Consider the following 21,653-nt stretch of genomic DNA (forward strand, 5'->3'; position numbering starts at 1 on the left):
TGATCTGTCATTGTAGCCGCCTTAATTATTGTTACGCCTTCCATCTTGCACACTTTTCCTAATAGCTGTCCTACCTCCGCTTGTAGTTTTCCATACATTACTTTACGTCTGTATTTCGGAATGAACACGATATGATATGTGCAATTATACTTGCTATGTGATAAACTTTGATTGTCCATTGGACCTAATCCTCCGTTTCAATTAGTGTGGTTTGCTAGACCTGCACTTATTGTACACCGGAGGTTTTAGTTTATGTTACTCCGTTTATCGCTTCCGCTTTTATTGCTCCCCCAGCTCAGCTGGGGGATTAAGACTGTTTCATTCAAAGAGAGCTAGTTTAATTTCATCTATTATCAGACTAGCTTATATGTATTTTTTATTCTATTTATATCCAATAGTATTTACTCCAATAACACCTCGTCGCACCATTGTTAATTTCACTGTCTTTAATTTTGTCTTTTTTAATTCAGTCTTTTTGATTCTTGTAGTTTTAAGATTAGTTCTTTTAATTTTTGTAATATGTATATGTGTTAATTTCAGACCCATTGCTGAAAGAGTTTCTTCTGGAAGCTTATAATCTTGTTTGACTAAGCCAAAACAAGTAAATCCTGTATCAATGCAAAATGAAATCAAACAATTCTCACCAACCCCTATAATCACAGCCGCAACACAACTTCCTAATAAGCTCCCCAGCATATAGCCCAAAACAGGTAGTTCTGGCGCTATGATTTGCCCTATAGTTCCACCAGCTAGAGCTGCCGAAGAAATTATTAGTTCTTTTGTTATTAACTGTCCCATTTCCTGCGGAGTCATCTTTCCCACTGCAACCAACAAACTACTTTTGGCAACATCCATAACAAGAACAGTCAATGCTCCTATCACACTCGGATCAACTCTGACGAATTGTTCTCCTAGTCTTCCAGTCATACAGGATACTGTAATGGCTGACGATATAGAACCACGAATAAATCCCTCAGCACTAGTCGAGATTGCCTTGGTTCCAGCCTCTTTTAACTGAGTTAGATCAATCTCTTTGTTATTTATCAAATAATCAATAGCCTTAAATATTTCTGGTGTGAGCTGCATTGTCAAAGAAATTACCGAAGCGGTATATCCAGCTTTTAAAGCTTGATGTATAATATATTCCTCTGTTACAACATCACTGAGCTTTAGCCCAAAGTCTTCAGGTTCAAACTTCCCCTCTTTTACAAGTGCGGCAATGGATTCTGCCTCTCCTTTTGTTAACGGAATTGATTCTGTTCCTTCGCCATCAGAAATTCTGTCAACAAGTTTTTCCAATGTTTCCTTGTAATTTCTAAGAACTGCAGAACGATTAGAAGTTTCTTTACTGCTCTCTTTAGCTATCTCTTGTTTAAGATAACTAATTGCATTTTTGAGCTGATCTGTTGGTATTAATCTATGTTGCCCATTATAAACAGACATTAAAAGAGTCTTGATATCATATTCACCAGCATGTATTTTTATATATTGTTCTAACGTTAAGTTTGTATCCTTGTTTGATTCAAGAACTTTCTTATAGTCAGATATAAGCTTGCCAATATTCTTATTTTTTGCATACCCATATTTTTCAAGATATTCTGCTAACGAAATAGCTTCTCCCTTACGAGGTTTTCTTAGATATTCATGATATGCTTGTAAGACATTTTTCGCTTGAGAGTCAACGCTCGCTTCTGCTGTACGGATATATTTTAAACTGTAGTCACTCCCAAAATTTGTTGAAACATCAACGGATGCATGTCTTATACTTCCTTCAACAGTGGCACGATTACTTGACTCACGTAATGCAGCTCTTATATTGAAAGTTCCAGCATGCCAATGCTCAGCGACAAATCCTTTTAATTGTTTAGTTTCTAATCCGTTCTTACCAAGAACATTCATTTCATCGACTAGTTTGCAAACGGACTCATCTATGGCTGAAATGAATTTCTCGCTCGTTTGTGCTGCCATACCAGCACCTAATTGCTTTGATGTATAATCCCATCCTGCCTTAAAGGAATTATCCATAATATGTCCTCTTAAACTTTCATAAAGTTTTTCAAGTCATTGTAATACAGTTCAGATATACCATAAAGTAATAGTTGCTGACGTAATTTAGACTTATCTTTAAAATAATCCACAAACAAAGATAAACCTAATCCAAATGGACCATATGCAAGCCCCTTAAGCACTATTTTTTTAGGGTTGTCACAAAAACCTTCATTTCTCTTCAGATTTTTATTCTCAGCATATTTACTGAATGTTTTTTTGAATTCCTTTAAAAACGCATCATAATGTGCTCTATCATTAACATAATCTGTGTCAACATTTATCAAAGCTTGTTTCCCAGCCCATCCATACTTAATTCCCCATTTATCATATTTAACATCAATAATAGGCTCCAATTTATCTGTGCCTTTTATTATTCCAATGAAAAGAACATTATTTCCATTTATAACACCCGCTTTTTTTTGATCTAACCACATCTTTTCATTCCATGGAACGATTTCAAAACCATCATCTTTTGTGCTAATAATCTCATTATTTGCTATGTCATCTTCGTTTGTTTCTACAAACTTCCTTAGCTGATTAAGTACAAGTTCATCCTCATTTTTGCATACTACTATTAGTGATTTGGGGTTGATATCAAACATCTTCATTCCTCCTCGTATAGTTTCATATCAGTATTCTATATTTAGTTTCTATATGGTTATTTATAGGATTGTTATACATGATTTGCTTATTAGTTGTATACAGCTGTCAGCGGTGTATTTAAGAATCAAAAACATCAGCACCACATTCTTCCAGAATCATATCTCTGATTTCCATACCTGTTTTATTATTCTCGTGTCCCCAAATAATAATTGTATCCATTTTTATTCGTGAATAAAGAGGCGAGAGTCCAGCACATTGTAATATATGATTAGTTTCGTCAAAATCAGCGTCAATAGCTAAACAAATATTGATCAATTTTATTCTTGAAGGTGATGCCTTTTTCTTTAGTGCATAATTTCTTAGCTCATCAAAATAAGTTCCGGAGATGCCTGTTCGACGTAAAATTTCAGCTCTAGAAATATTTTTACTGTTTATTAATTTGTTAAATTCATCCTTGAATTTACCGTCAAGCATATTATCTAATATTGCATCTTTAAAATTATTCGCGACTACCAATTTTTCAAGGTTAGCAGCTGAATTTACATGATGATTATTATATTCGAAAAATTTTTTTATATGTTCAAACATTATCTTTTCCTCATATTATGGATATCTAATAATCCGCTTAACTTCCTGTCATCGCATCAAATTAACTATGCACTTTTGATAACTATTGTTAATATTTCAGTATCTTCACCTTATCCCCCTGACTCCTCAGCCACATATCTATCCCTTCTCCGAATACTTCTGCCTGAATCACATACTTCCCGTCATCTTCACTAAGGATCTTTGCGGTCGGTAGTCGATCAAGAACTGCTTCAACTGAATATCCTGAGTATTCAAACTTCACTCGTTTGAGTTTGCCTCCAAACATAAACTGGATTCGTTTTCTGAATTCTCCTTCTTCGAATCTGTCTTTATAAGGAATTAAGAAGTGTTCGGAAGTTATCTTTAAATCCTTTATTCTGTCTATGCGATATATTGTTGGATTTATGTCATCAGGATTATCAAATTGTGTTTGGCGGTTAACATTCTCAAGAATAGCCACCAAATAGAAATAGTATTCTGAGAACATTATCGCTAATGGTTTCACTGTACGTTCGTGACCAGTCTTTCCCTGAATGCCTTTATAGAAAAACTGTATTTTTAGTCCATCTCTTATGGCTGTTCCAATTGACCACATCTTGTCAAGGAAATAACTGTTATGCATCGGTGGAATGTAGTGGTATATTTCATTAGATATAAGATCAGTCACCATCTTCTGACTTTCCTTTGGAACACAGCAATCCAAAAGTTTATCAAGAATGGTTTTCATGTCATCTTTTCTAAATGCCCGGCTGTCGAGGAGAATCTTACATATGGCCAGAACCTCGTCGTTTGAAAACTTCATCTTGCTGATATGCTCGAAGCGGTATCCACGGTCTTTATAATCATAGACAAGGTCGTTATGAACATCTTCGCTCACAAATTGGTTATCAAGAAACTGCCTTATGTCTTCAAGGTCACGTTGTATTGTCTTTTCATTGACATGGAACTTTTCCACAAGTTCCTTTTTCTTTAATACTTTGTCGTTTAAGAGTTCCGAATAAATGTATAAAACTCGGTTGCTCTTATTCTGATCATTTTCACACATATAGATATTCTCTTATCATAAATAGTTTAAGTGATTCTATAAGTAGTATACCGAACTTGTTGGTCACATTGTGTCCAAGTAAAAGTGCTGTTTATAAATATTTCGTAAAAATAAATACTTTAGAACTACGACCATACTCTATGTATTTATCGGCGAATTTTGCTATTATATTATGCTGCTTGTTATGGGAATGAATATTGTATACGTGATTGATGGAGGTGTTTGATGACTTATAGCGGAAACCACCATACAAAGGAATTTAAGTCACTTTGTATACATTCATGGAATAATTAGTTAAACAATATATTAATAAAATAAAGCCTTTGTTACATCTATTTTTTGAGCAAACATATGATGCTACAAATATCTAATTTATGCACTTTCCTATTAAAAGAAAAAGAACCGGCTTAAGGAAGCCGGTTCTTTGATAATCTGTGTGAATGAGACGGTCAGAGCAGCGCTGCATCTGTATGTCATAAATAAATGGAAAAGCCACAAATTTATATACAATAGTAAATCAAGTACGTCTGATTTTTCCTGTCATACGGTAAAAGTATTCTTTGTCCTCGTACATATGTTTATCAGCAATGTCCTGTAATCTTGAAAAATCCGAGTTGTAGCAGGGGGTGAATGCATATCCAAGTGAGGCACTGACTTTTTTATTCGACATAATTTTCCGAAGCTGTTCTATGGACTTTATACATTCTTCTTCAGAATGATCATACTGGATAGCGATAAACTCATCACCACCGGTTCTGAAAACATGGCTGTTCCCGAATACTTCTGAGAGACAGGTTGCAATGGTTACTATCAGCCTGTCACCTGCTTCATGTCCCTGGTTGTCGTTAACCTCTTTTAGTCCATTGATATCGGCAGCAATCACGGTCAGAGATTTGTTTCCGTATTGATGTGTAAGGACGTTTTTCAGACCGCTCCTGTTCATGATGCCGGTAAGAGGATCGTTCATGGAAAGTCGTTCAAGCCTTAAAGCCTCATCCATCTGGTAATGGAGACAGCTTTTCTTAATGTTGAATCCGTTATAAATAGCAACCATCATATCATGGCAGGAATAGTATCCACAGGCAGAGCAATCAATATGACGTGATGCGGCTGTTGTCTTGTGCATCGAATTGAATATTCTGTCAGCCTCCTCATCTGTGGGAATCAAAGATTTACATTGATTGCTCATATCAGTAAAGCTGCGTAAATAATGCGAAAGGTCAAGATCCTTAAACTGCTCGTTAAGATTATGAAGTCTCTCTTTGGGAGTGAGCTCCGGATTCCATGGTGAATTCCCTTCTGTCTTTTTGCTGTTTCTTCGTATTTTATTAATGGCATAAATGCAGCATCCTCTAAAAAACGCTGCGATTCTGAAGCGGTTCCTTCTATACAGCCCTCCTGACAGTTGAGGGCATCAATCAGCATGAAAGGGGTATTCCCTGAACTGATGCCTATTTTATTCTTTTTCAGCCATCCATAGAGGAAGGTTTTTCCGGATACAACCCGGACAGGTACATCATCACCCATAAACCAGCGAATATTATCCGCAAGTCCGCCAGGTGCAGGATAAAAAGAACCAAGACCGTGTTCGATCTCGTCAGTTACATCGGGACCTGTAATATTATGACTGCGGACATATTCCATGAATTTCAGGAATGTTACATTATAATGTACAGGGCTGTCCATGTAATCATCGGTTTCATATTTTTTGCCAATGCACGGGCCAAGAAATGCCAGCTTATCTTTAATGCCCAGAACCTCGCGGCAATAAATAGCCGCACACAGCAGTGGAGAGTATACAGGCATGAGGCTGTCAATCAGTTCCGGCATGCAGTGTTCAATATAAGAAACGGTTACAGGACATGGGGAGGAGATTTTTCCTACAAGGCCTTTTTCAGTAATACACTTAAGATAAGCCCATGTGCAGATATCAGCACCGAAAGCCTCAGATATGATCCTTTTAACGCCGAGTTTTTTGAGCCCGCCAAGGATAGTTCCGTATTCCCTTGGATAGGAGGCCTTAAATGCCGGTGCCAGTAAAAGAGTGATGTCTTCACCCCTTTTAAGGTCTTCAAAAAAATCTATCGTGTCATCATGATAGTCTCTGGCATTATGCTCACAGAGGGCAAAGCATGCCCCGCAGGATATACATCTTTCTTCATTAATCTGCACTACCGTTGAGATTCCATCAATGTGAACGAAGCTGGCTCCCGGAGAAGTGCATACTCTTACACATTTATTGCAGCTTATACAATTGTCATTGGTAAAAATAAGCCCCTTTTTCTCCATTCGTCTAACCTCCGAAAACATACCGGAACTCCGGATCCGGGATATAACCCGTATATATGATTCTATAATACATATTATCTGAATCAGTGACAATGAGTAAATCATGCTCTAATATATATCTGAAGGTTTCCGGACGCAAATAAGGAAAAAGCGTCCGGAAATCTCGCCGGGCGAGACACCTTTTTGGCTGGCGCCAAAAAACTGCATGTACGGATATAGTCAAGCGGATGTCTATGACAAAGGGACTGACTGCTCCCACGGGCTTGCCCGTGAGAGCAGTCAGAGTAGTAATGTTTTAAAATAAAATCATCATCTGATAATTGCATAAACCATATCTGTCGCATACATCAGAATCATCAGTCCGCCTTCAATTCTTGATATCTTTCTGTCAGATTTTGCAAAAACAAGAACAACGATAGTCACTAATACTAGAATGATCAGATCAATGCAGGAAGCAATATTCACATTCACAGGCTTAATAATTGCAGAGACACCCAGTATGAAAAGAATATTGAAAATGTTTGACCCGATAGTGTTACCGATTGCCATGGCTGCCTCCTGCTTCTTTATCGCAACAAGAGAAGTGACAAGTTCAGGAAGAGAAGTGCCAAAAGCTATAACCGTTAATCCGATGAGTGTTTCAGACATACCGGCTGCTTTTGCTATTTCTTTAGCACAATATACAACTATCTGTCCTCCAAGAATGATTGTTCCTATTCCGAAAACAATCATGGCTATAGACTTTAAAAGACTATAAGAAGGAGCTTCTTCAGATTCAGCATTACTTTTCTTTGCAGCTATTATCAGATTTACAATATATGCGGCAAGCAGAAGCACGAAAATAAAACCACCTGTTCTTGTTACGGTTCCGGCATTCTGAGATACATCTATATTTACAAAACCACCATTTATAAGTATCGGCCAGCAGCTTATAAAAAGTGCAAGGATAGTAATGATGATGGAAAAAGGGATATCTCTCGTAACCGCATCATTTTCTACAGAAACAGGCTTCATTACAGCACATATGCCAAGTATGGCAAGAAGATTAAAAAGGTTTGAACCAACAACATTGCTGATTGCTATCTCATTGGATCCCTGAAGGGCTGCAGATGTGCTGACTGCAAGTTCGGGCAAGCTGGTTCCGAGAGCTACAATGGTAAGTCCTATTATCAGTGACGATACATTGAACATTTTGGCAATGGATGAGCTTCCGCTTACGAAAATATCAGCTCCCTTGATAAGTGCGAACATGCCGACGGCCAAAAACAAAATATAGATTATAATCATTTCTCCTCCTGAAAATAAAAAACAGTCCAGAGCCTCACACAGTATTCTTAGTGTCATTTGCTGAAGTCATTTTTGTTCTAATGAAAAAAATTCCATAGACTAAAAAGCACCATAGACTCATCATTAGCACAAAAAAGAGACTTCTACTGCTGTTTGCAGTAAAAGTCTCGCTAATAAAACATATTCCGGGGCAAATGCCCGTAATGACGAAATATGCGACACAACATAAATCATGTGGAAGCTACTCCCTTTTGACTTGTCAGAGAATATAAACCACAGAAGAGGCACTTGTCAACACTGTTCCGAAAATGATTATATAATTGCGATAGATAGTGGTAACAGTTCAGCCGGAGGGCTCTGTAGATCAAAGCCGCTTAGAGATTCTGCTTTAGATTTTCCGTCGGAGCGACCCGGTTTAAGATGGATGACCTTCGATTCACGACCAAAAAAAAGAACCGGCGAACCGGTTCTTGAACGATATTATCTTATTATCTCATCGATGGTCGATACTGTACTGAAGCTCCCTGGATGATTTGATATAATTTCTTTCATCACCGACAGTTCAAAATAGCTTATATAGCAGAATAATGTTGTATTCTCTCCTGCAATGGCACCCCGGGAATTCATGATAGTACAGGTTTTATTGAGCTGCCTCTTGATATCACTTATTATTCCATCAGGATCCTGGGTAATAATGGTAACCTGCTTGATTGATTCAAAATGATCAGTATAGTGGTCTATTACGCTTGTGGCAACAACATATACAAGAAGACTTAGAAGTGCGGCTGTTGCATCTATCACAACAAATACCGTGAGGTACACAAGAGCATTGAACGCCAGAAGCACCGGTGTCATGCTGTAGTTTCTTCCTGTCTTATCGGATAGTTTTTTTACTATGATATTCGCAAGAATTTCTGAACCGTCTATACAGCCGCCATAGCGGAGGATTAATGATAATCCGAAGCCAAGTATTGCTCCACCGAAAGCTACCGCTAGAAAGTGTTCAGTATTTAACTCAAATAGAATATGCTCAAAAAACACAAGCCCCAAAGTGTAGACGATGGAACCAACCGCGGCTTTTATAGTGAAACTTCTTCCAAGAAAAATGTAACCTGCGATCAAAAATGGCAGGAAAACTGCAATCATCCAAAGTGACAGCTGAAGTCCGGTAAGCTTACTGATAATGATGGCCACACCGGCAGTTCCATAGTCTATAGCATCATTTGGAAGCAATATCAAAGCAACCGAAAAACTTGCCATTATGGCTCCAAGTATAATAAAGATATATGATAGTATTCCTTGAGTCTTCTTCATTTAGCTTTTTTTCCTTCTGTCATTTCTGCCCATTCAGTTACACTTTCCCAACCAAGTTTATATTTATCTGCATCTAAACAGTATTTGCTCTTAAGAAACGGATAGTACTCCTTCGCATCCACTATCTTTGAGCCTTTCTGTTTATTACACTTCTTGCATAGCGGAAGTAGATTTCTTTCGTCATCTGCTCCGCCTCTGTAATTTGGCACGTAATGTTCTATCGTTGTCTTCTCCAAGGTAATAGGCCTTCCGCAACGAGCACAAACTCCATCCGTTTTACTTAGAAGAATACGTTTGATTTCCGTTTTCCTTTGCTTAAGGACTCTCATACATCCTCCGGATATCTCTTAACAATATCTCTCAATCGTCCTTATGACCGCCGACAAATACGAACTTCCAAAGAGATTCAAGTGATTTGTCAGGTGGTATAAGTTATATAGATCCCTTCTATCATCATAGCCCGGGATAACTCCCATGGCTTTAAAGTACGCGTCATAAAACTTTCTGTTAAAGCCTCCAAACAGCTCAGTCATAGCAATGTCCGCCTCATTACACCCAACGTATACCGCCGGATCTATCAGCATTGGCTGCCCCGTTTCATCCGACATGAAGTTACCGGCCCACAGATCCCCATGCAAAAGAGAATGTTTCTCAGGTTCATAAAGGAATCTGTCCAGGTTATCAAGAAGCCAATTTGTCTTTCTGACGAAACTTCCGTCAAAGTATCTTGACGCCAGCTCAAACTGTGGTCGTAGTCTACATTCAGAAAAAAACTCTATCCAGCTGCTCTTTGGAGTGTTCTTCTGCCTGCCGGCACCGATATAATTGTCACTATTAAAGCCATATTTCCCATCTGTCACAAAAGATGATACATCCGCCTTATGCATGGCAGCAAGACCTGTGCCAAGCTTTTCCCAAAAGTCATGCACTGTCACAGCTCGTTCGATAAATTCCATCAAAAGAAACGAATAGCCATCATCTATGCCAATCGCGTGGATATTCGGAACCCTGATGGTTCCTGTTGTCCTTATGGCATCTACTCCCTCAGCTTCAGCTCTGAAGAAATCTTTGTTTGAAATAATGTTCGCTTTCAGAAAAAGAGCTTCTCCATTAGAAAGAAAAAGCTTATAGGCATCATTGGCATCGCCACCGTGAACTGCCTGCTTTCTCTCTACAGAAACGTCTTTCCCTGAGACTAATGAAACAGCCTCTTTTAACGAGTTGCAGACATGTACTTTATCAGAAATTGTTCCCATTCCATCCCCAATCATCTGAACCAAAGTACATAGGAATATCTCCCTCGATTGCCAGCATAAGCCAGTTCTCGCTCTTCCCAGGAATGATTGAAATAGCCTGTCCAAGGCGTTCCTTGAGCTGTTTCTCTTTTTCCTTTGTTACCGTAACGTTTGTTTTTGTTGAAATGAATGGCATATTCCTTCTCCTGTTCTCTGAAATAATTGTATCAACTACAGCCCCCCACAGATATCACCACGGATACCCTTATCAGCATTTTACACTATCTTTATTGCATAATTATAAGGCTTTTAGGCGTCCATTACATGATGTCAAGGGGGAAAATACATTTTCCCGAGCAAATGACACTCATTAATATAATGTCTCAGCTTAAAAAGCCGGGTCTTTAGACCGTGGGGTTTGGTTGAGACATTATAAAACAATACAGGGACGTCGATATAAATATATAAACATTAATGATTATATACAAGAAGACAAGAAAGGTTCATTCATATGGGAAGGAAAGGTTCATTCATATGGGAAGGAATTGTCCAAAGTGTGGGAAATATAATGAATCCGATAAAAGATTCTGCTATAACTGTGGTTCACCTTTAATTGATAATACTATTATTAAGAAATTTTGTAGGAACTGTGGCAAACAAATAAATGCTACAGCATCTTTTTGCCCCTATTGTGGATACCATCTTACACAGAACAATAAAGAGGGTAATCTCTTTAATAATTCTTCAAATGTAAATAACCCTATTTATTCAGGTGTAAATAACTTAAGAACCAGTGAATCCGATAGAAGAAAGAATAAAAGAGTACCAAAGACTATTGTGTCATTGCTTTTAGTATTTGCTATTTTGTTCACAAGTTTAGTAAAACCAGGGTGGCTACGTAAGAAAATCTCACCACCTGTAAAAGATAATCCTGTTGCTGCATTGACTTCAGATTATAATGGTCTTCCTGATACAAGTGTATTGGAAAAAGTAGCTTTAGCCGGAAAAAGCAAGGCTTTTAACATTTCGCCAATGGATGGAATGCAAGTTAAAGCTGTCGAAAATGCCCTTGATCAAGACAGAGAATTTAAGATTACTGATATTGATGACGAAACATTTGATAAATTCGAACAGCAGGTTGCAAATACACTTAAAGGTGATCTGATATATGCATTTGATATAGATGCCGGGCTTGAGTCCACACAAGTACTACCGGGAAAATTTCAAATTGAATTGGATTTAAATACATTAGGTATACCTGAAGAATTGCAGCCATACACTTCTGTTGTGCGTTATGTTCCGGAGATAGATGAACCCATTGAATTAGCCGGAAACTTAGAAAAAGGAGTTCTTACCGTTTCATCCAGTCAAAACTCTGTGTTTGGAGTAGTAATAAACGTTATAAAAGCCATATGTGCTATAAAAGTTACATTATCCGGGGCAATTGTTGCTATAGTTGTTGCTGTTCCGTTAATTATTTGGGGGTTGAAAGAATGGCATGTAAACAGCTATTTTATTAAGAATCCTTTAGGGACATTAAGTTTACAGACAGATCCAAGATATATAATGTATTTTAAATATAAAGATGTAGCTATGCCATCTGAGAGATTAGATACCGGGTATAGTAGTAATCTTTATAATAATTATGTTGAAAGTGAAGTGTTCAATGAATGGGTCACAGAATATCAAAAACGTGTAGAGATAGTTCGTACAGAGGCTGAGGCTGAATATGAAAAAGCCATCAAGGGTCAGATTAAGGACGATAAAAATGTAGAATCTGTATTAGCTAAACTAATAAAGCGAGCACAACAACGTAAGAAAGCAGTCAGCAAACTGGATAAACTAAAGTTTATACAGGAGTATGCAGATAATGACAAGGAATTAACTACTATAAAATCACAGTTTAAACTTCCGGAAGTTTTGAATGTCATTTCAGATTCCATAAATACTTCTTTGGCTTATATGGAGGATCAAAATATTAAACTGCCATCATATGTGATGGAATATCAGCTATTGCCTCGTAGTGAGTTTTCAGATTTACAGGATTATGGGTCTCAGGATTATAAAAATTTGCATTCAGGATTTATGAAGGTTAATGTTGACTCACTCTTTATAGATGGAAATAAAGCAAAAGGTATAGGTGAGCCAAATAAAGAAAGTATGCTGCTGACATGCCTGCATGAAACATTGCACATGGTTCAACCTGAGTATGTTAAAGAAAGATTCTTGATTGACAATGACTATATTGGATTTGGAATTTTGAGTCTGGGCACACAATGGTTTGTCAATCTTAAGTATTGTGAAATGATGGCGAGCCAATTTGAATTTGATGCTGCAACTTATTATTATAATAATGGAAAGATCAAGACTAAACCAAACCATGATGAGGAATCTGAAGAGTTTAAAAAACTAGGGCTTGTATCAAGAAAGCATACCATTAATTATGCTGCCGAACTGAACTCTCAACCACATAAGCTAATGGGTAAATACGATACTACTCCTTCTGTTAGTACCGGGTATGCTCTTGGTGATTTTCTTGACTATCTACGTGAGAATAAACGTAAAACCACATCAGCGACTACATTACTTAATGCCGGTTATGTTAATGACCATAACATCGTTGAATCACTTAAGAGTGCTTATCTAATAGAATCAGATGAAGAATTTAGTAAACTATGGGCAGGATATTGTGATGAGTACAGAGATATAATTTTAAACCTACAATATATGCAGGATTTATATGATTTACCTTCTGATCTTAGTAAGCTATATAGTACGTATAATTTCAACTATCAGATAAAATTGAATTCTCCGGTTTCAATAGTCAGAGCAAATAACCAGCCCTATTCGCTGTTATCTTATAGGTTCATTGCTGATATGAGTACTAAGCTTAAGGATAAGGGAGATCGTAGCACAGACAAAAGGAGATATAGTATCTATGCTGTGCCTCGTTCTGTTGCGGCAGAGGACACTTCTGTCATTCCTAGAATGGTCGAAAATTTAAATGATTATAGAAAGTTTGATGTTCATAATAATCTTTATATTTCTCCAACAGATACAGATATAGACTCTCAAATGGGCATAAATATACATCGAGTACTTCAATTAATCTGCACTTCTAAACCGAAGGAAAACTCTGATTATGCTGTTGTAGTTATGTTTGAACCTGACAAACCCAATGTAGAATTAAAAGAAGATTTAGACTCAATGGGAATTGTAAAGACGGCTACATTAAAGATCAAAGTACCGGAATTACCTACACAGGCTACTGAAAAAGGATATTTGTTCGGAATTAAAACGGTAATTAAAAATAAGATTACCGGCAAAGAGTATATAATAGACAGTAATAAAACCACTGATGACTTAGGCAAAGAAGTAGAAAAAAATTTAGGTAGTTTAGGAGTGAACTGGAAAGACAAGTCTAAAGCTGTTGATATTGAGATATTTCAATATCAATATGATTTGGTTAATGATAAAGAAGTCCGGTCACCTTATTCTGTATCCTGGAGATTAAAGCGTAAAGCTGAAGATATCAGGGAAGAAAATGAAACACAGGGAGAACCAGTTGATACACCGGACTATGGAAAGCGTGATCATGTAGAAACAATTGATGCTATTATTTCTTCTTCATTTTTAAAAACTGATGACACTAAAGATATTCATGCAACAATCCAGCTTAATAACGGCAACTTCCAGATTGTAGTTCCGGAACAGCACTGGGTTTTATATATGAATGGTGATCCCAGTAGAGGAAAGAACCTTGAACGTTGGGTTGATGGATATACTATTTCCGGAACATACAACTCCATCACGACAAATTCAGGTCCTTATGGATATACTTCCGGTGGACGTGAAATAGATTTTAATCAAGATTCCATTCGGATTTCCCCCGGTACTATCAATTATAAAGCATCAGAGTGGTATACAGACATTTGGGGAGAGAAAAAGGCAGGTAAATTGAAATCTGAAATAACAGAATCATTTACACCTTCAGAAATAAAGGTTTCCTGGGGAGGCACTTCAGATGCACAAATAAAAACAATATCTGCTTCAGCCAAAGGTAAAAAGGTCACAGAGTATGATTGGGTAGATGATGAAAAATCTAAGGAAATAAATACCTACGATGATAGTAAGGATACATTTAGCTGTACTGCAGTATCAAGTTCTACTAATTTTGAACTTCCGAATGGAAACTGGTATGCAAATGAAGAAGATTACAAATGGGATTGGCTTATAGACCTGGGCAATCTTCTTGATGGAAGAGAGTAAATTTCATTACAGTTTCTCGGTTTTTCTAAAAGAGATGGAGAGATTCCATTATCCCTCCATCTCTTTTACTATACTTATGTTTTTATTTGCCTTTTGTAAATCTCATGGCTGTTTCATAACCGATTCTATTAGCCTCTTACGGTGTTATCTCCACTGGCTTAAAGGACTGCCTGATCTGATAAGCAATAATATCCCCAGGTATTTCCTTACCAATAAATGCATCATAGTTTCTTTTCATCAGTGCAAATTCTGAAGCTACTGCTTTAGGATCACAGGCATAAGCCGTGATAAGCTTTCCATCCTCTGTCTTATCCGGATTCTCTACATATTTACATTTGGCTTCAAAAGTTTCTCCCTGGGTGAGTCCCTTATTCTGATACATTGCTATTAGTTTTGTTGCTGCCATATATTTCCTCCTAACGAAAAAAGCTGGCCGCAAGATAATAAAATCTCACAGCCAGCTTCTGTTAAATATTTGATAGCCGCATCAAAATATCATTCATAACCTTCCAGATATCTTCATGCTGCTTTTTCAATTGTTCAATATCTTCCTGATACACCTTGCCTGTTGCATTGGCTTTATGGGCATACTGATTCAGATTGTTTGAGTTAATGCGTAAAAGTCTTACTGCCTCTTTCACATCTGATAAATCCAGCACTACAATATAACCATTCAGAGCATCCGTAACAGTTCATTCGGTGGGCCAGGAGGACGGGGTTGATGGTCCACCAACTCCCGTCCTCCTGGCCCACTGAATGAACTGTTACCATTTACTGAAGTCACCGGAAAAAATGAACCGGGTTCAATTTTTTGTAATTACGATTCAGTTTTATTCCCCCACCAAATGAACCGTCATGTATTCATGCTCTACAGCAGGAAGAAACTTCTTTATCACATCATCAGTGCGCATCTTAAGGCTCGCTGTGTTCACACATGGATGACACCCGATATACTCGTCCTTCAGCACATCCTCGTCGATCAGAAGCTTTACTGCATGATCTTTATCATTCATCAGACCCATAACGCTGACAGCCCCCGGTTCTATGTCGAGATACTTCAACATATCCTCCGCTTCTGCAAAAGAAAGCCTGGCGGAATTTATCTGAAAAGACAATTCCTTTGTCTTAAACTTCTTATCTCCGGGCATCATCAAAAGATAAAACGCTGTCTTCTGTCGATTGCACAAAAACAGATTCTTGCACATCACAACATCCATGATTTTGTCTATCTCCTCGCAAGCCTCCATTGTTTCCGCATGCTCGTGATCCATTCTTTTATATTTAATGCCTAAAGAATCCAGAAAATCATAAGTGCGTACCTCTCTTGGCAGCCGCCCCTCAACATTCTCCGGCCTTCCGTCAAATAATTCCATCGTATTTCCTCCATCCCTGTGTAGAATCCCTATATATGATTTCTCCTTTGCTAATGCCTACTATTCTACACGAGATCAGAAATATATAAAACACGAATATCAGTACATATGGAATTTGATATCCGGTACTGTACGTTATAACACATCGACGAAAATATACAGATTTGCCAGATGGCTGAAAGACTCTTTTTATTATATGGTCTGAAAACAGACAATATGAAAATCTTTTGGGCTGTGTTATGATTCTAAAAGCTTAGAATCCCAGGCTAAGCCGGTACTGCCTGTTGGTTTTGTTGTACTGACTTTATTCAATAATAGGAACCGGATAGATCTGCATCTGTATGTGAGAGATAAACGGCGAAAAACATGCGTTAATAGAGGAGAACCGATCGGATGAACGATAGAGACATAGATGATTCACAATGGAATAGTTTGTTTGAAATGGCGAAGGATTATGAAGAACAGGATGACTATGAGGATTATTACGAGTCATCATCAAATATCACTGAACCTCCGGCCATAAAGGAGTTTAAAACTCCCGAAGAAGCACTGAAAGCATTGTTTGGTTATGATGATTTCAGACCGGGCCAGAAGGGAATCATAGATTCCATTCTTAAGGGGCAGGATGTATTTGCGGTTATGCCCACAGGTGCCGGTAAATCCGTATGCTATCAGATTCCGGCAATGCTTCTGCCGGGAATAACACTGGTCATCTCTCCGCTCATTTCTCTCATGCAGGATCAGGTGAAGTCCCTGAACGAAGCCGGGATACCTTCTGCTTTCATAAACAGTTCCCTTTCCAGAGGTGACTTTTATGAAACCTTACGCAGTGTAAGAGAAGGTGCTTACAAGATCATATATGTGGCACCGGAACGTCTCATGACAGATGAATTTGTAGATCTTGCAAGATCGATCCGGATTTCAATGCTTACAGTAGATGAAGCCCATTGTATCTCCCAATGGGGACAGGATTTCCGTCCAAGCTACATGAAGATCGTAGAGTTTGTAAAGCTTCTTGATGAGAGACCGATTATCAGTGCGTTTACGGCAACTGCCACAAAAAATGTCAGGGAAGATATAGTCTGCATCCTGGGACTCAGGAATCCTTATACTCTGGTTTTGGGATTTGACAGAGAGAATCTTTTCTTCCAGGTGGAGAAGCCCAAAGATAAAGATAAATACCTTTTGGATTTCATTGCAGACCATCCCGGTGAGAGCGGAATCATTTACTGTTCTACAAGAAAGAATGTAGACAGTGTTTTTGAGATGCTGTTCAAAAAAGGAATATCCGTTGGCAAATACCATGCCGGTATGAACCCATCAGACAGAAAGAAAATGCAGGATGATTTTGTTTATGATTATACAAGTATCATTGTTGCCACCAATGCTTTCGGAATGGGCATAGACAAGTCCAATGTAAGATTTGTCATCCATTACAATATGCCCCAAAGCATGGAGAACTACTATCAGGAGGCCGGAAGAGCAGGAAGAGACGGACTTGAGTCAAAGTGTATCCTTTTGTATTCGGCGCAGGATGTAGTCATTAACAAATTTTTGCTGGAGAAAAAGGAAACAGCCGACATCGATCCCATGGATCTTGAAAACATAAGAGAACGGGATAATCAGAGACTGCAGTCCATGGAAAGGTACTGCTATACCACGGAGTGCCTTCGAAATTATATACTTAAGTATTTCGGGGAGCAGCCAAAGGAGCCCTGCGGTGACTGCGGAAACTGTCTTAGGGAATTTGAAACCATCGATATGACCGAGTCCGCAAAAAAGATCATCAATTGTGTTTATGAGGCAAAGGAAAGATTCGGAAGAACTATCATCGTTGATGCCGTATTGGGAGCAAAGACCGCAAGATTAAAGCAGATAGGTGCAGATAATTATAAGTCCTACGGAGTTCTTTCTTCATCAAACAAAAGTCTTCTCCTGAGACTGGTGGAGCAGCTTATCCTCGAAGGTTATCTTCAGCTCGGTGCATATCAGGTTCTAAAAATGGGGGATATCAGGAAGCTTAAAAATCCCGAGACCAAGGTTCTTGTGAAGATCACAGATGAAGATAAACGTCCGGCTGAAAAAAGCAAGGCTGAAAAAAGACAGGTTGGAATCAGTTCACTTACATCCTCCGGTTTCAAACTTTTCGACAAGCTTCGTGAGCTCAGGCTTGAGATTGCCCGTGAAGAAAACATGCCGCCGTATATCATTTTTAATGATAAAACCTTGATAGAAATGGCGGTCAAGGTACCGGCCAACCAGCGGGAAATGCTCGGAGTTTCAGGTGTTGGTGACAACAAATATATGAAATACGGGAAACGGTTCCTTGAAGTCATAAAAGAGTATACAGACATATATCCCGATCTTCTCACCGACAGGGTTTCACCGGAACAGGAAACAACGGTTTCCGTTACCAAAGTAAGAAAAAAGGAAACCAAGCAGGAATTCAGTCTTTTTCCCGAGGAAGCTGAAAACTACAATTATGACGGATATAAAACGGTATCGGAAATTCGCGATGAGATGAATCGGATATGTGAGCGGGAAAATGTCAAACGGCTTCCTGCTACCAGACTCACAGAGATTTTGCTGGAGGAAGGCATCATATCAAGTGATTTCGAGTCCGACGACACATATTCAAAAATACCGACAGAAAAGGGAAAAAATCTCGGTGTGATCGTTGAAGACAGAATCAGTCAAAAAGGAAATGCGTACCATGTGCTGAAATATTCGCCTGATATACAAAGTATTTTGGTTCAGCATTATGTTGAGCTACCGGGAATACTCTCTCATACAAATTTGTAATAAATACCCGGTCTTGTGTAAAATAAAAAAGTGTCCTCAGGCTTTTTCAGCCTGAAGACACTTTTTTCAATTTCAGAGTTGTTCGGATTTTCAGCAGTTTCTTATCGGAAACTAATGATGTCCTTCGCAAGTCCCTTATCATCAAGGTGTTCCGGATCATACAGATTGGTGTAGTCATAATTATCATTTGATTTTCCGGTATCAGATTTTTCAGACTCGTTTAAGCTTTTAGGGGTATTATGCGTCATGTAAGAAGTGAATATCAGATCCTGCAAACACTTAAATCGTTATGGATCATATCACACAACATCTATATGGGATACACTCCCGAAAGAAACGAGGATACTACTATGAAGAAGAAAATACTTATGCTTATGGCAGCATCTATGCTTGCCACAAATGTTGTTGGCTGTAGTGCAGGGACAGAAATTCCTGTTGCTTCATCCGAAGATACTACTAAGAAGACTGAAACAAAGGCTGAAACCGAAGCGGAATCCGATACTACGGAAGCTGAAGATGCTACAGAAAAGTCTGCAGAAAAGTCAAGCTACGAGAACAGCGAAGATGGCGGGCATGCCATACATGCTGACGGCGAAGACATTAGCTACGAAAACATCAAAGTAAATAAGACCGGCGAATCCGGAAGTGAGGAAGCTGATTTCTATGGGGACAATGCTGCCGTATTTGCTGAAAACGGCGCAACCTTAAACATTAAAAATGCCGAGATCACAACCGATGGCGGTCATGCCAATGCTGTCTTCAGTTACGGTGAAGGCACCACTGTCAATATTTCCGATTCTACCATAAGAACCGCTTCCAATAACTCCGGAGGTCTCATGACGACCGGTGGAGGAACCATGAATGCCGAGAAACTCGACATCATCACCCAAGGTGGATCATCGGCGGCTATCCGTTCCGACAGAGGCGGCGGAACCGTAAACGTGGACGGTGGCTACTATGAAACCAACGGCTCCGGTTCTCCGGCTATCTATTCAACAGCAGATATCACAGTAAAGAATGCTGAACTTGTTTCAAATGTGGCTCAGGGTGTTGTTGTGGAGGGTAAGAATTCTGTTACCCTTGAAAATGTCAACATGACTGCAAATAACACAAAGAAGAACAGTAAGAAATCCGATGTTTATCAGGCTGTAATGCTCTACCAGTCAATGTCCGGTGATGCCGATGAAGGCACTGCTGTATTTAAGATGACAGGCGGTTCCCTCGTTAACAAGAATGGCGGTATATTCTATGTCAATAACACAACTGCCGAGATAGATATCGAAGATGTTGACTTCACTTATGCAAGCGATGACTTCCTTCGCATCGAAAAAGCCGGCTGGGGTTCCGAAGGCTCAAACGGCGGACAGGTTACATTCACTGCAGCAAAGCAGGAATTCGAAGGAAATACTGTTGTCGACAGCATTTCCACCCTCAATATGTACCTTAATGACGGCACTCTTTACTCAGGTGCTATCAATACCGACGGTGCCGCAGGTGCGGTTTACGTAGAGATTTCCGAGGACTCCACATGGAAGCTTACCGGTGATTCATATATCACAAGTCTTTCCTGTGATGAGGATGCCATCGACCTTAACGGCTTTACACTTTATGTTAACGGAACTGCATATGAAGAAGGAACAAGTTCAACCGGAACAGCCGTTGAAGCCTACAAGAGTTCTTCTTCCGACAAGAACGGCAAGTCAGGCAAGGCTGAAAAACCCGACATTAAAGATAAATCCGGCAAGGGTGAAAAAGGATCCAAGCCTGATGGTGATCATGCGAAGTCAGGCAATAGTGAAAAACCTTCAGGAAAGCCATCCGGAAAACCTGATGGTAACAACTCAAAATCCGAAAGCGGTAAAACCGGTTCAAAACCTGACGGCGATCATGCGAAACCTGAAAACGGCGAAAAACCTTCAGGTAAACCCGACAGAAAGCCCGGATCATCAGCTGAGTCCGGAGATCAGTCATCAGCTAACAGTGAAACATCTCAGGACAATTCTTCAAAGAATTAACCCTTACTACAATCCCATCTTTTTACACTATCACCCACCTCAGTTCAAAAAGGCGGCTCCCCTCCGGGAACCGCCTTTCAACTAACTATTCTCGCTATTTTCTCTCCTTTTACGTCGCTGCTCCCGGTTGTTTTTCTCAGATTCAAAAATCTCTACCGCCGCATCCGTGAGTTCATCCGGCCATACTTTACCGCTTGAAATCACCTTTGCCCATGGACATAATTTTTCATAATCGTGATCGAATACAACCGTATATGGTGGGCCGCATCTGTCATCCACATCCATATACAGATGCCTTCCCTCAGTTATCAGCTTATAAACATCGATTTCTCTTGCGCCGTCTTCCAGCTGATCATATATTTCCTTTGTTATTTCATACAAATTGTAGGCGCCCGGTCCACCACGTTCGGCTGTATAAAGATTTCTTTCTTCATCATAGCAGGCTTTCCAACCTAATCCTTTTTTGAATTCCATGATCATCCTCCTTACGACATTCTCCAACGGTTAAAAGTATTATTTCTTTAGAACTGCAACCAATATAATCTGCAGAATAACTATCGCCGGTATACCATATCGGAAATACCAATGCCTGGTTTTATGATGGAAAAAATGCATCCCGAAAAATGCTCCGACACTGCCTCCGATTACCGCCACAAGAATAAGCTCTTTCTCACTGATACGCCATCTTCCTTTCCGCGCCTTTTCCTTATCGATACCGTACAACAGGAAGGCAATGACATTTATCACAATCAGATATGGAATTGATACATCGATCATTGTTAAC

The 21,653-nt window shown here is 39.0% G+C and carries 20 protein-coding genes; 3 read left to right on the forward strand and 17 right to left on the reverse strand.

Features of this window, described 5'->3' with window-relative positions:
• The 12 genes from tnpA to G625_RS20520 all read right to left on the reverse strand — a co-directional run.
• Positions 1-179, reverse strand: a 179-nt coding sequence (gene tnpA / locus G625_RS23670; protein ID WP_044933271.1) for an IS200/IS605 family transposase, incomplete at its 3' end; no start/stop codon positions are given.
• A 202-nt stretch (positions 180-381) separates the two neighbouring features.
• Entirely contained in the window at positions 382-2,025 is a 1,644-nt protein-coding gene (locus G625_RS0116105; RefSeq protein ID WP_029201913.1) for a hypothetical protein, read from the reverse strand.
• Positions 2,026-2,036: 11 nt separating this feature from the next.
• Positions 2,037-2,651 (reverse strand): hypothetical protein, encoded by a 615-nt coding sequence (locus G625_RS0116110; RefSeq protein ID WP_029201914.1) that lies wholly within the window; start codon positions 2,649-2,651, stop codon positions 2,037-2,039.
• A 118-nt stretch (positions 2,652-2,769) separates the two neighbouring features.
• Entirely contained in the window at positions 2,770-3,240 is a 471-nt protein-coding gene (locus G625_RS0116115) for a hypothetical protein (protein ID WP_029201915.1), read from the reverse strand.
• A gap of 88 nt (positions 3,241-3,328) precedes the next feature.
• The gene (locus G625_RS0116120) at positions 3,329-4,285 is read right to left on the reverse strand and encodes a helix-turn-helix transcriptional regulator (protein WP_029201916.1); all 957 of its coding nucleotides are present in this window, start codon (positions 4,283-4,285) and stop codon (positions 3,329-3,331) included.
• A gap of 517 nt (positions 4,286-4,802) precedes the next feature.
• The gene (locus tag G625_RS21630; RefSeq protein WP_084152958.1) at positions 4,803-5,474 is read right to left on the reverse strand and encodes a GGDEF domain-containing protein; all 672 of its coding nucleotides are present in this window, start codon (positions 5,472-5,474) and stop codon (positions 4,803-4,805) included.
• The gene (locus G625_RS20510) at positions 5,471-6,574 is read right to left on the reverse strand and encodes a [Fe-Fe] hydrogenase large subunit C-terminal domain-containing protein (protein WP_049895969.1); all 1,104 of its coding nucleotides are present in this window, start codon (positions 6,572-6,574) and stop codon (positions 5,471-5,473) included. The genes G625_RS21630 and G625_RS20510 overlap by 4 nt, the downstream gene beginning before the upstream one ends.
• Before the next feature lie 309 nt (positions 6,575-6,883).
• Complete coding sequence (locus G625_RS0116130) at positions 6,884-7,861, reverse strand: calcium/sodium antiporter (RefSeq protein WP_029201917.1); 978 nt, start codon at positions 7,859-7,861, stop codon at positions 6,884-6,886.
• A gap of 480 nt (positions 7,862-8,341) precedes the next feature.
• Positions 8,342-9,175: a YitT family protein gene (locus G625_RS0116135; RefSeq protein ID WP_029201918.1), complete on the reverse strand. Its 834-nt coding sequence runs from the start codon at positions 9,173-9,175 to the stop codon at positions 8,342-8,344.
• Positions 9,172-9,504, reverse strand: a complete 333-nt coding sequence (locus G625_RS20515) for an HNH endonuclease (RefSeq protein WP_044933275.1) — start codon at positions 9,502-9,504, stop codon at positions 9,172-9,174. The genes G625_RS0116135 and G625_RS20515 overlap by 4 nt, the downstream gene beginning before the upstream one ends.
• 18 nt (positions 9,505-9,522) lie before the next feature.
• Complete coding sequence (locus G625_RS0116145; RefSeq protein WP_044933278.1) at positions 9,523-10,431, reverse strand: fructosamine kinase family protein; 909 nt, start codon at positions 10,429-10,431, stop codon at positions 9,523-9,525.
• The gene (locus tag G625_RS20520; RefSeq protein WP_044933281.1) at positions 10,415-10,606 is read right to left on the reverse strand and encodes a hypothetical protein; all 192 of its coding nucleotides are present in this window, start codon (positions 10,604-10,606) and stop codon (positions 10,415-10,417) included. Before G625_RS20520 ends, G625_RS0116145 begins: the two co-directional genes overlap by 17 nt.
• 338 nt (positions 10,607-10,944) lie before the next feature.
• Here G625_RS20520 and G625_RS21635 point away from each other — a divergent pair, with 338 nt between their 5' ends.
• Positions 10,945-14,679 carry a zinc ribbon domain-containing protein gene (locus G625_RS21635; protein WP_029201920.1) on the forward strand — a complete coding sequence of 1,245 codons (3,735 nt, stop codon included), beginning with the start codon at positions 10,945-10,947 and terminating at the stop codon, positions 14,677-14,679.
• Between the two features lie 136 nt (positions 14,680-14,815).
• Here the strand turns inward: G625_RS21635 and G625_RS0116160 are convergent, their stop codons facing one another.
• From G625_RS0116160 to G625_RS0116170, 3 genes are all read right to left on the reverse strand, one after another.
• Positions 14,816-15,085, reverse strand: a complete 270-nt coding sequence (locus G625_RS0116160; RefSeq protein ID WP_029201921.1) for a hypothetical protein — start codon at positions 15,083-15,085, stop codon at positions 14,816-14,818.
• A gap of 61 nt (positions 15,086-15,146) precedes the next feature.
• A complete protein-coding gene (gene mobC, locus G625_RS20530) occupies positions 15,147-15,338 on the reverse strand; it encodes a plasmid mobilization relaxosome protein MobC (RefSeq protein ID WP_049895971.1) in 192 nt (63 codons plus the stop codon).
• 171 nt (positions 15,339-15,509) lie between these two features.
• Positions 15,510-16,052: a prolyl-tRNA synthetase associated domain-containing protein gene (locus tag G625_RS0116170; protein WP_029201922.1), complete on the reverse strand. Its 543-nt coding sequence runs from the start codon at positions 16,050-16,052 to the stop codon at positions 15,510-15,512.
• Between the two features lie 393 nt (positions 16,053-16,445).
• Here G625_RS0116170 and recQ point away from each other — a divergent pair, with 393 nt between their 5' ends.
• Positions 16,446-18,854, forward strand: coding sequence for a DNA helicase RecQ (recQ, locus tag G625_RS20535; RefSeq protein WP_242826655.1), 2,409 nt, complete (start codon positions 16,446-16,448; stop codon positions 18,852-18,854).
• 350 nt (positions 18,855-19,204) lie between these two features.
• Complete coding sequence (locus G625_RS20540; protein ID WP_198014930.1) at positions 19,205-20,869, forward strand: hypothetical protein; 1,665 nt, start codon at positions 19,205-19,207, stop codon at positions 20,867-20,869.
• A gap of 81 nt (positions 20,870-20,950) precedes the next feature.
• On the opposite strand, the gene G625_RS0116190 is transcribed toward G625_RS20540, so the two are convergent.
• Both G625_RS0116190 and G625_RS0116195 read right to left on the reverse strand, forming a co-directional pair.
• The gene (locus G625_RS0116190; RefSeq protein WP_029201923.1) at positions 20,951-21,343 is read right to left on the reverse strand and encodes a hypothetical protein; all 393 of its coding nucleotides are present in this window, start codon (positions 21,341-21,343) and stop codon (positions 20,951-20,953) included.
• A 39-nt stretch (positions 21,344-21,382) separates the two neighbouring features.
• A complete protein-coding gene (locus tag G625_RS0116195) occupies positions 21,383-21,646 on the reverse strand; it encodes a DUF1294 domain-containing protein (protein WP_029201924.1) in 264 nt (87 codons plus the stop codon).
• Between the last annotated feature and the right edge of the window lie 7 nt (positions 21,647-21,653).

The organism is Oribacterium sp. NK2B42, assembly GCF_000424445.1.
In the GTDB taxonomy this organism is placed as follows: domain Bacteria; phylum Bacillota; class Clostridia; order Lachnospirales; family Lachnospiraceae; genus Oribacterium.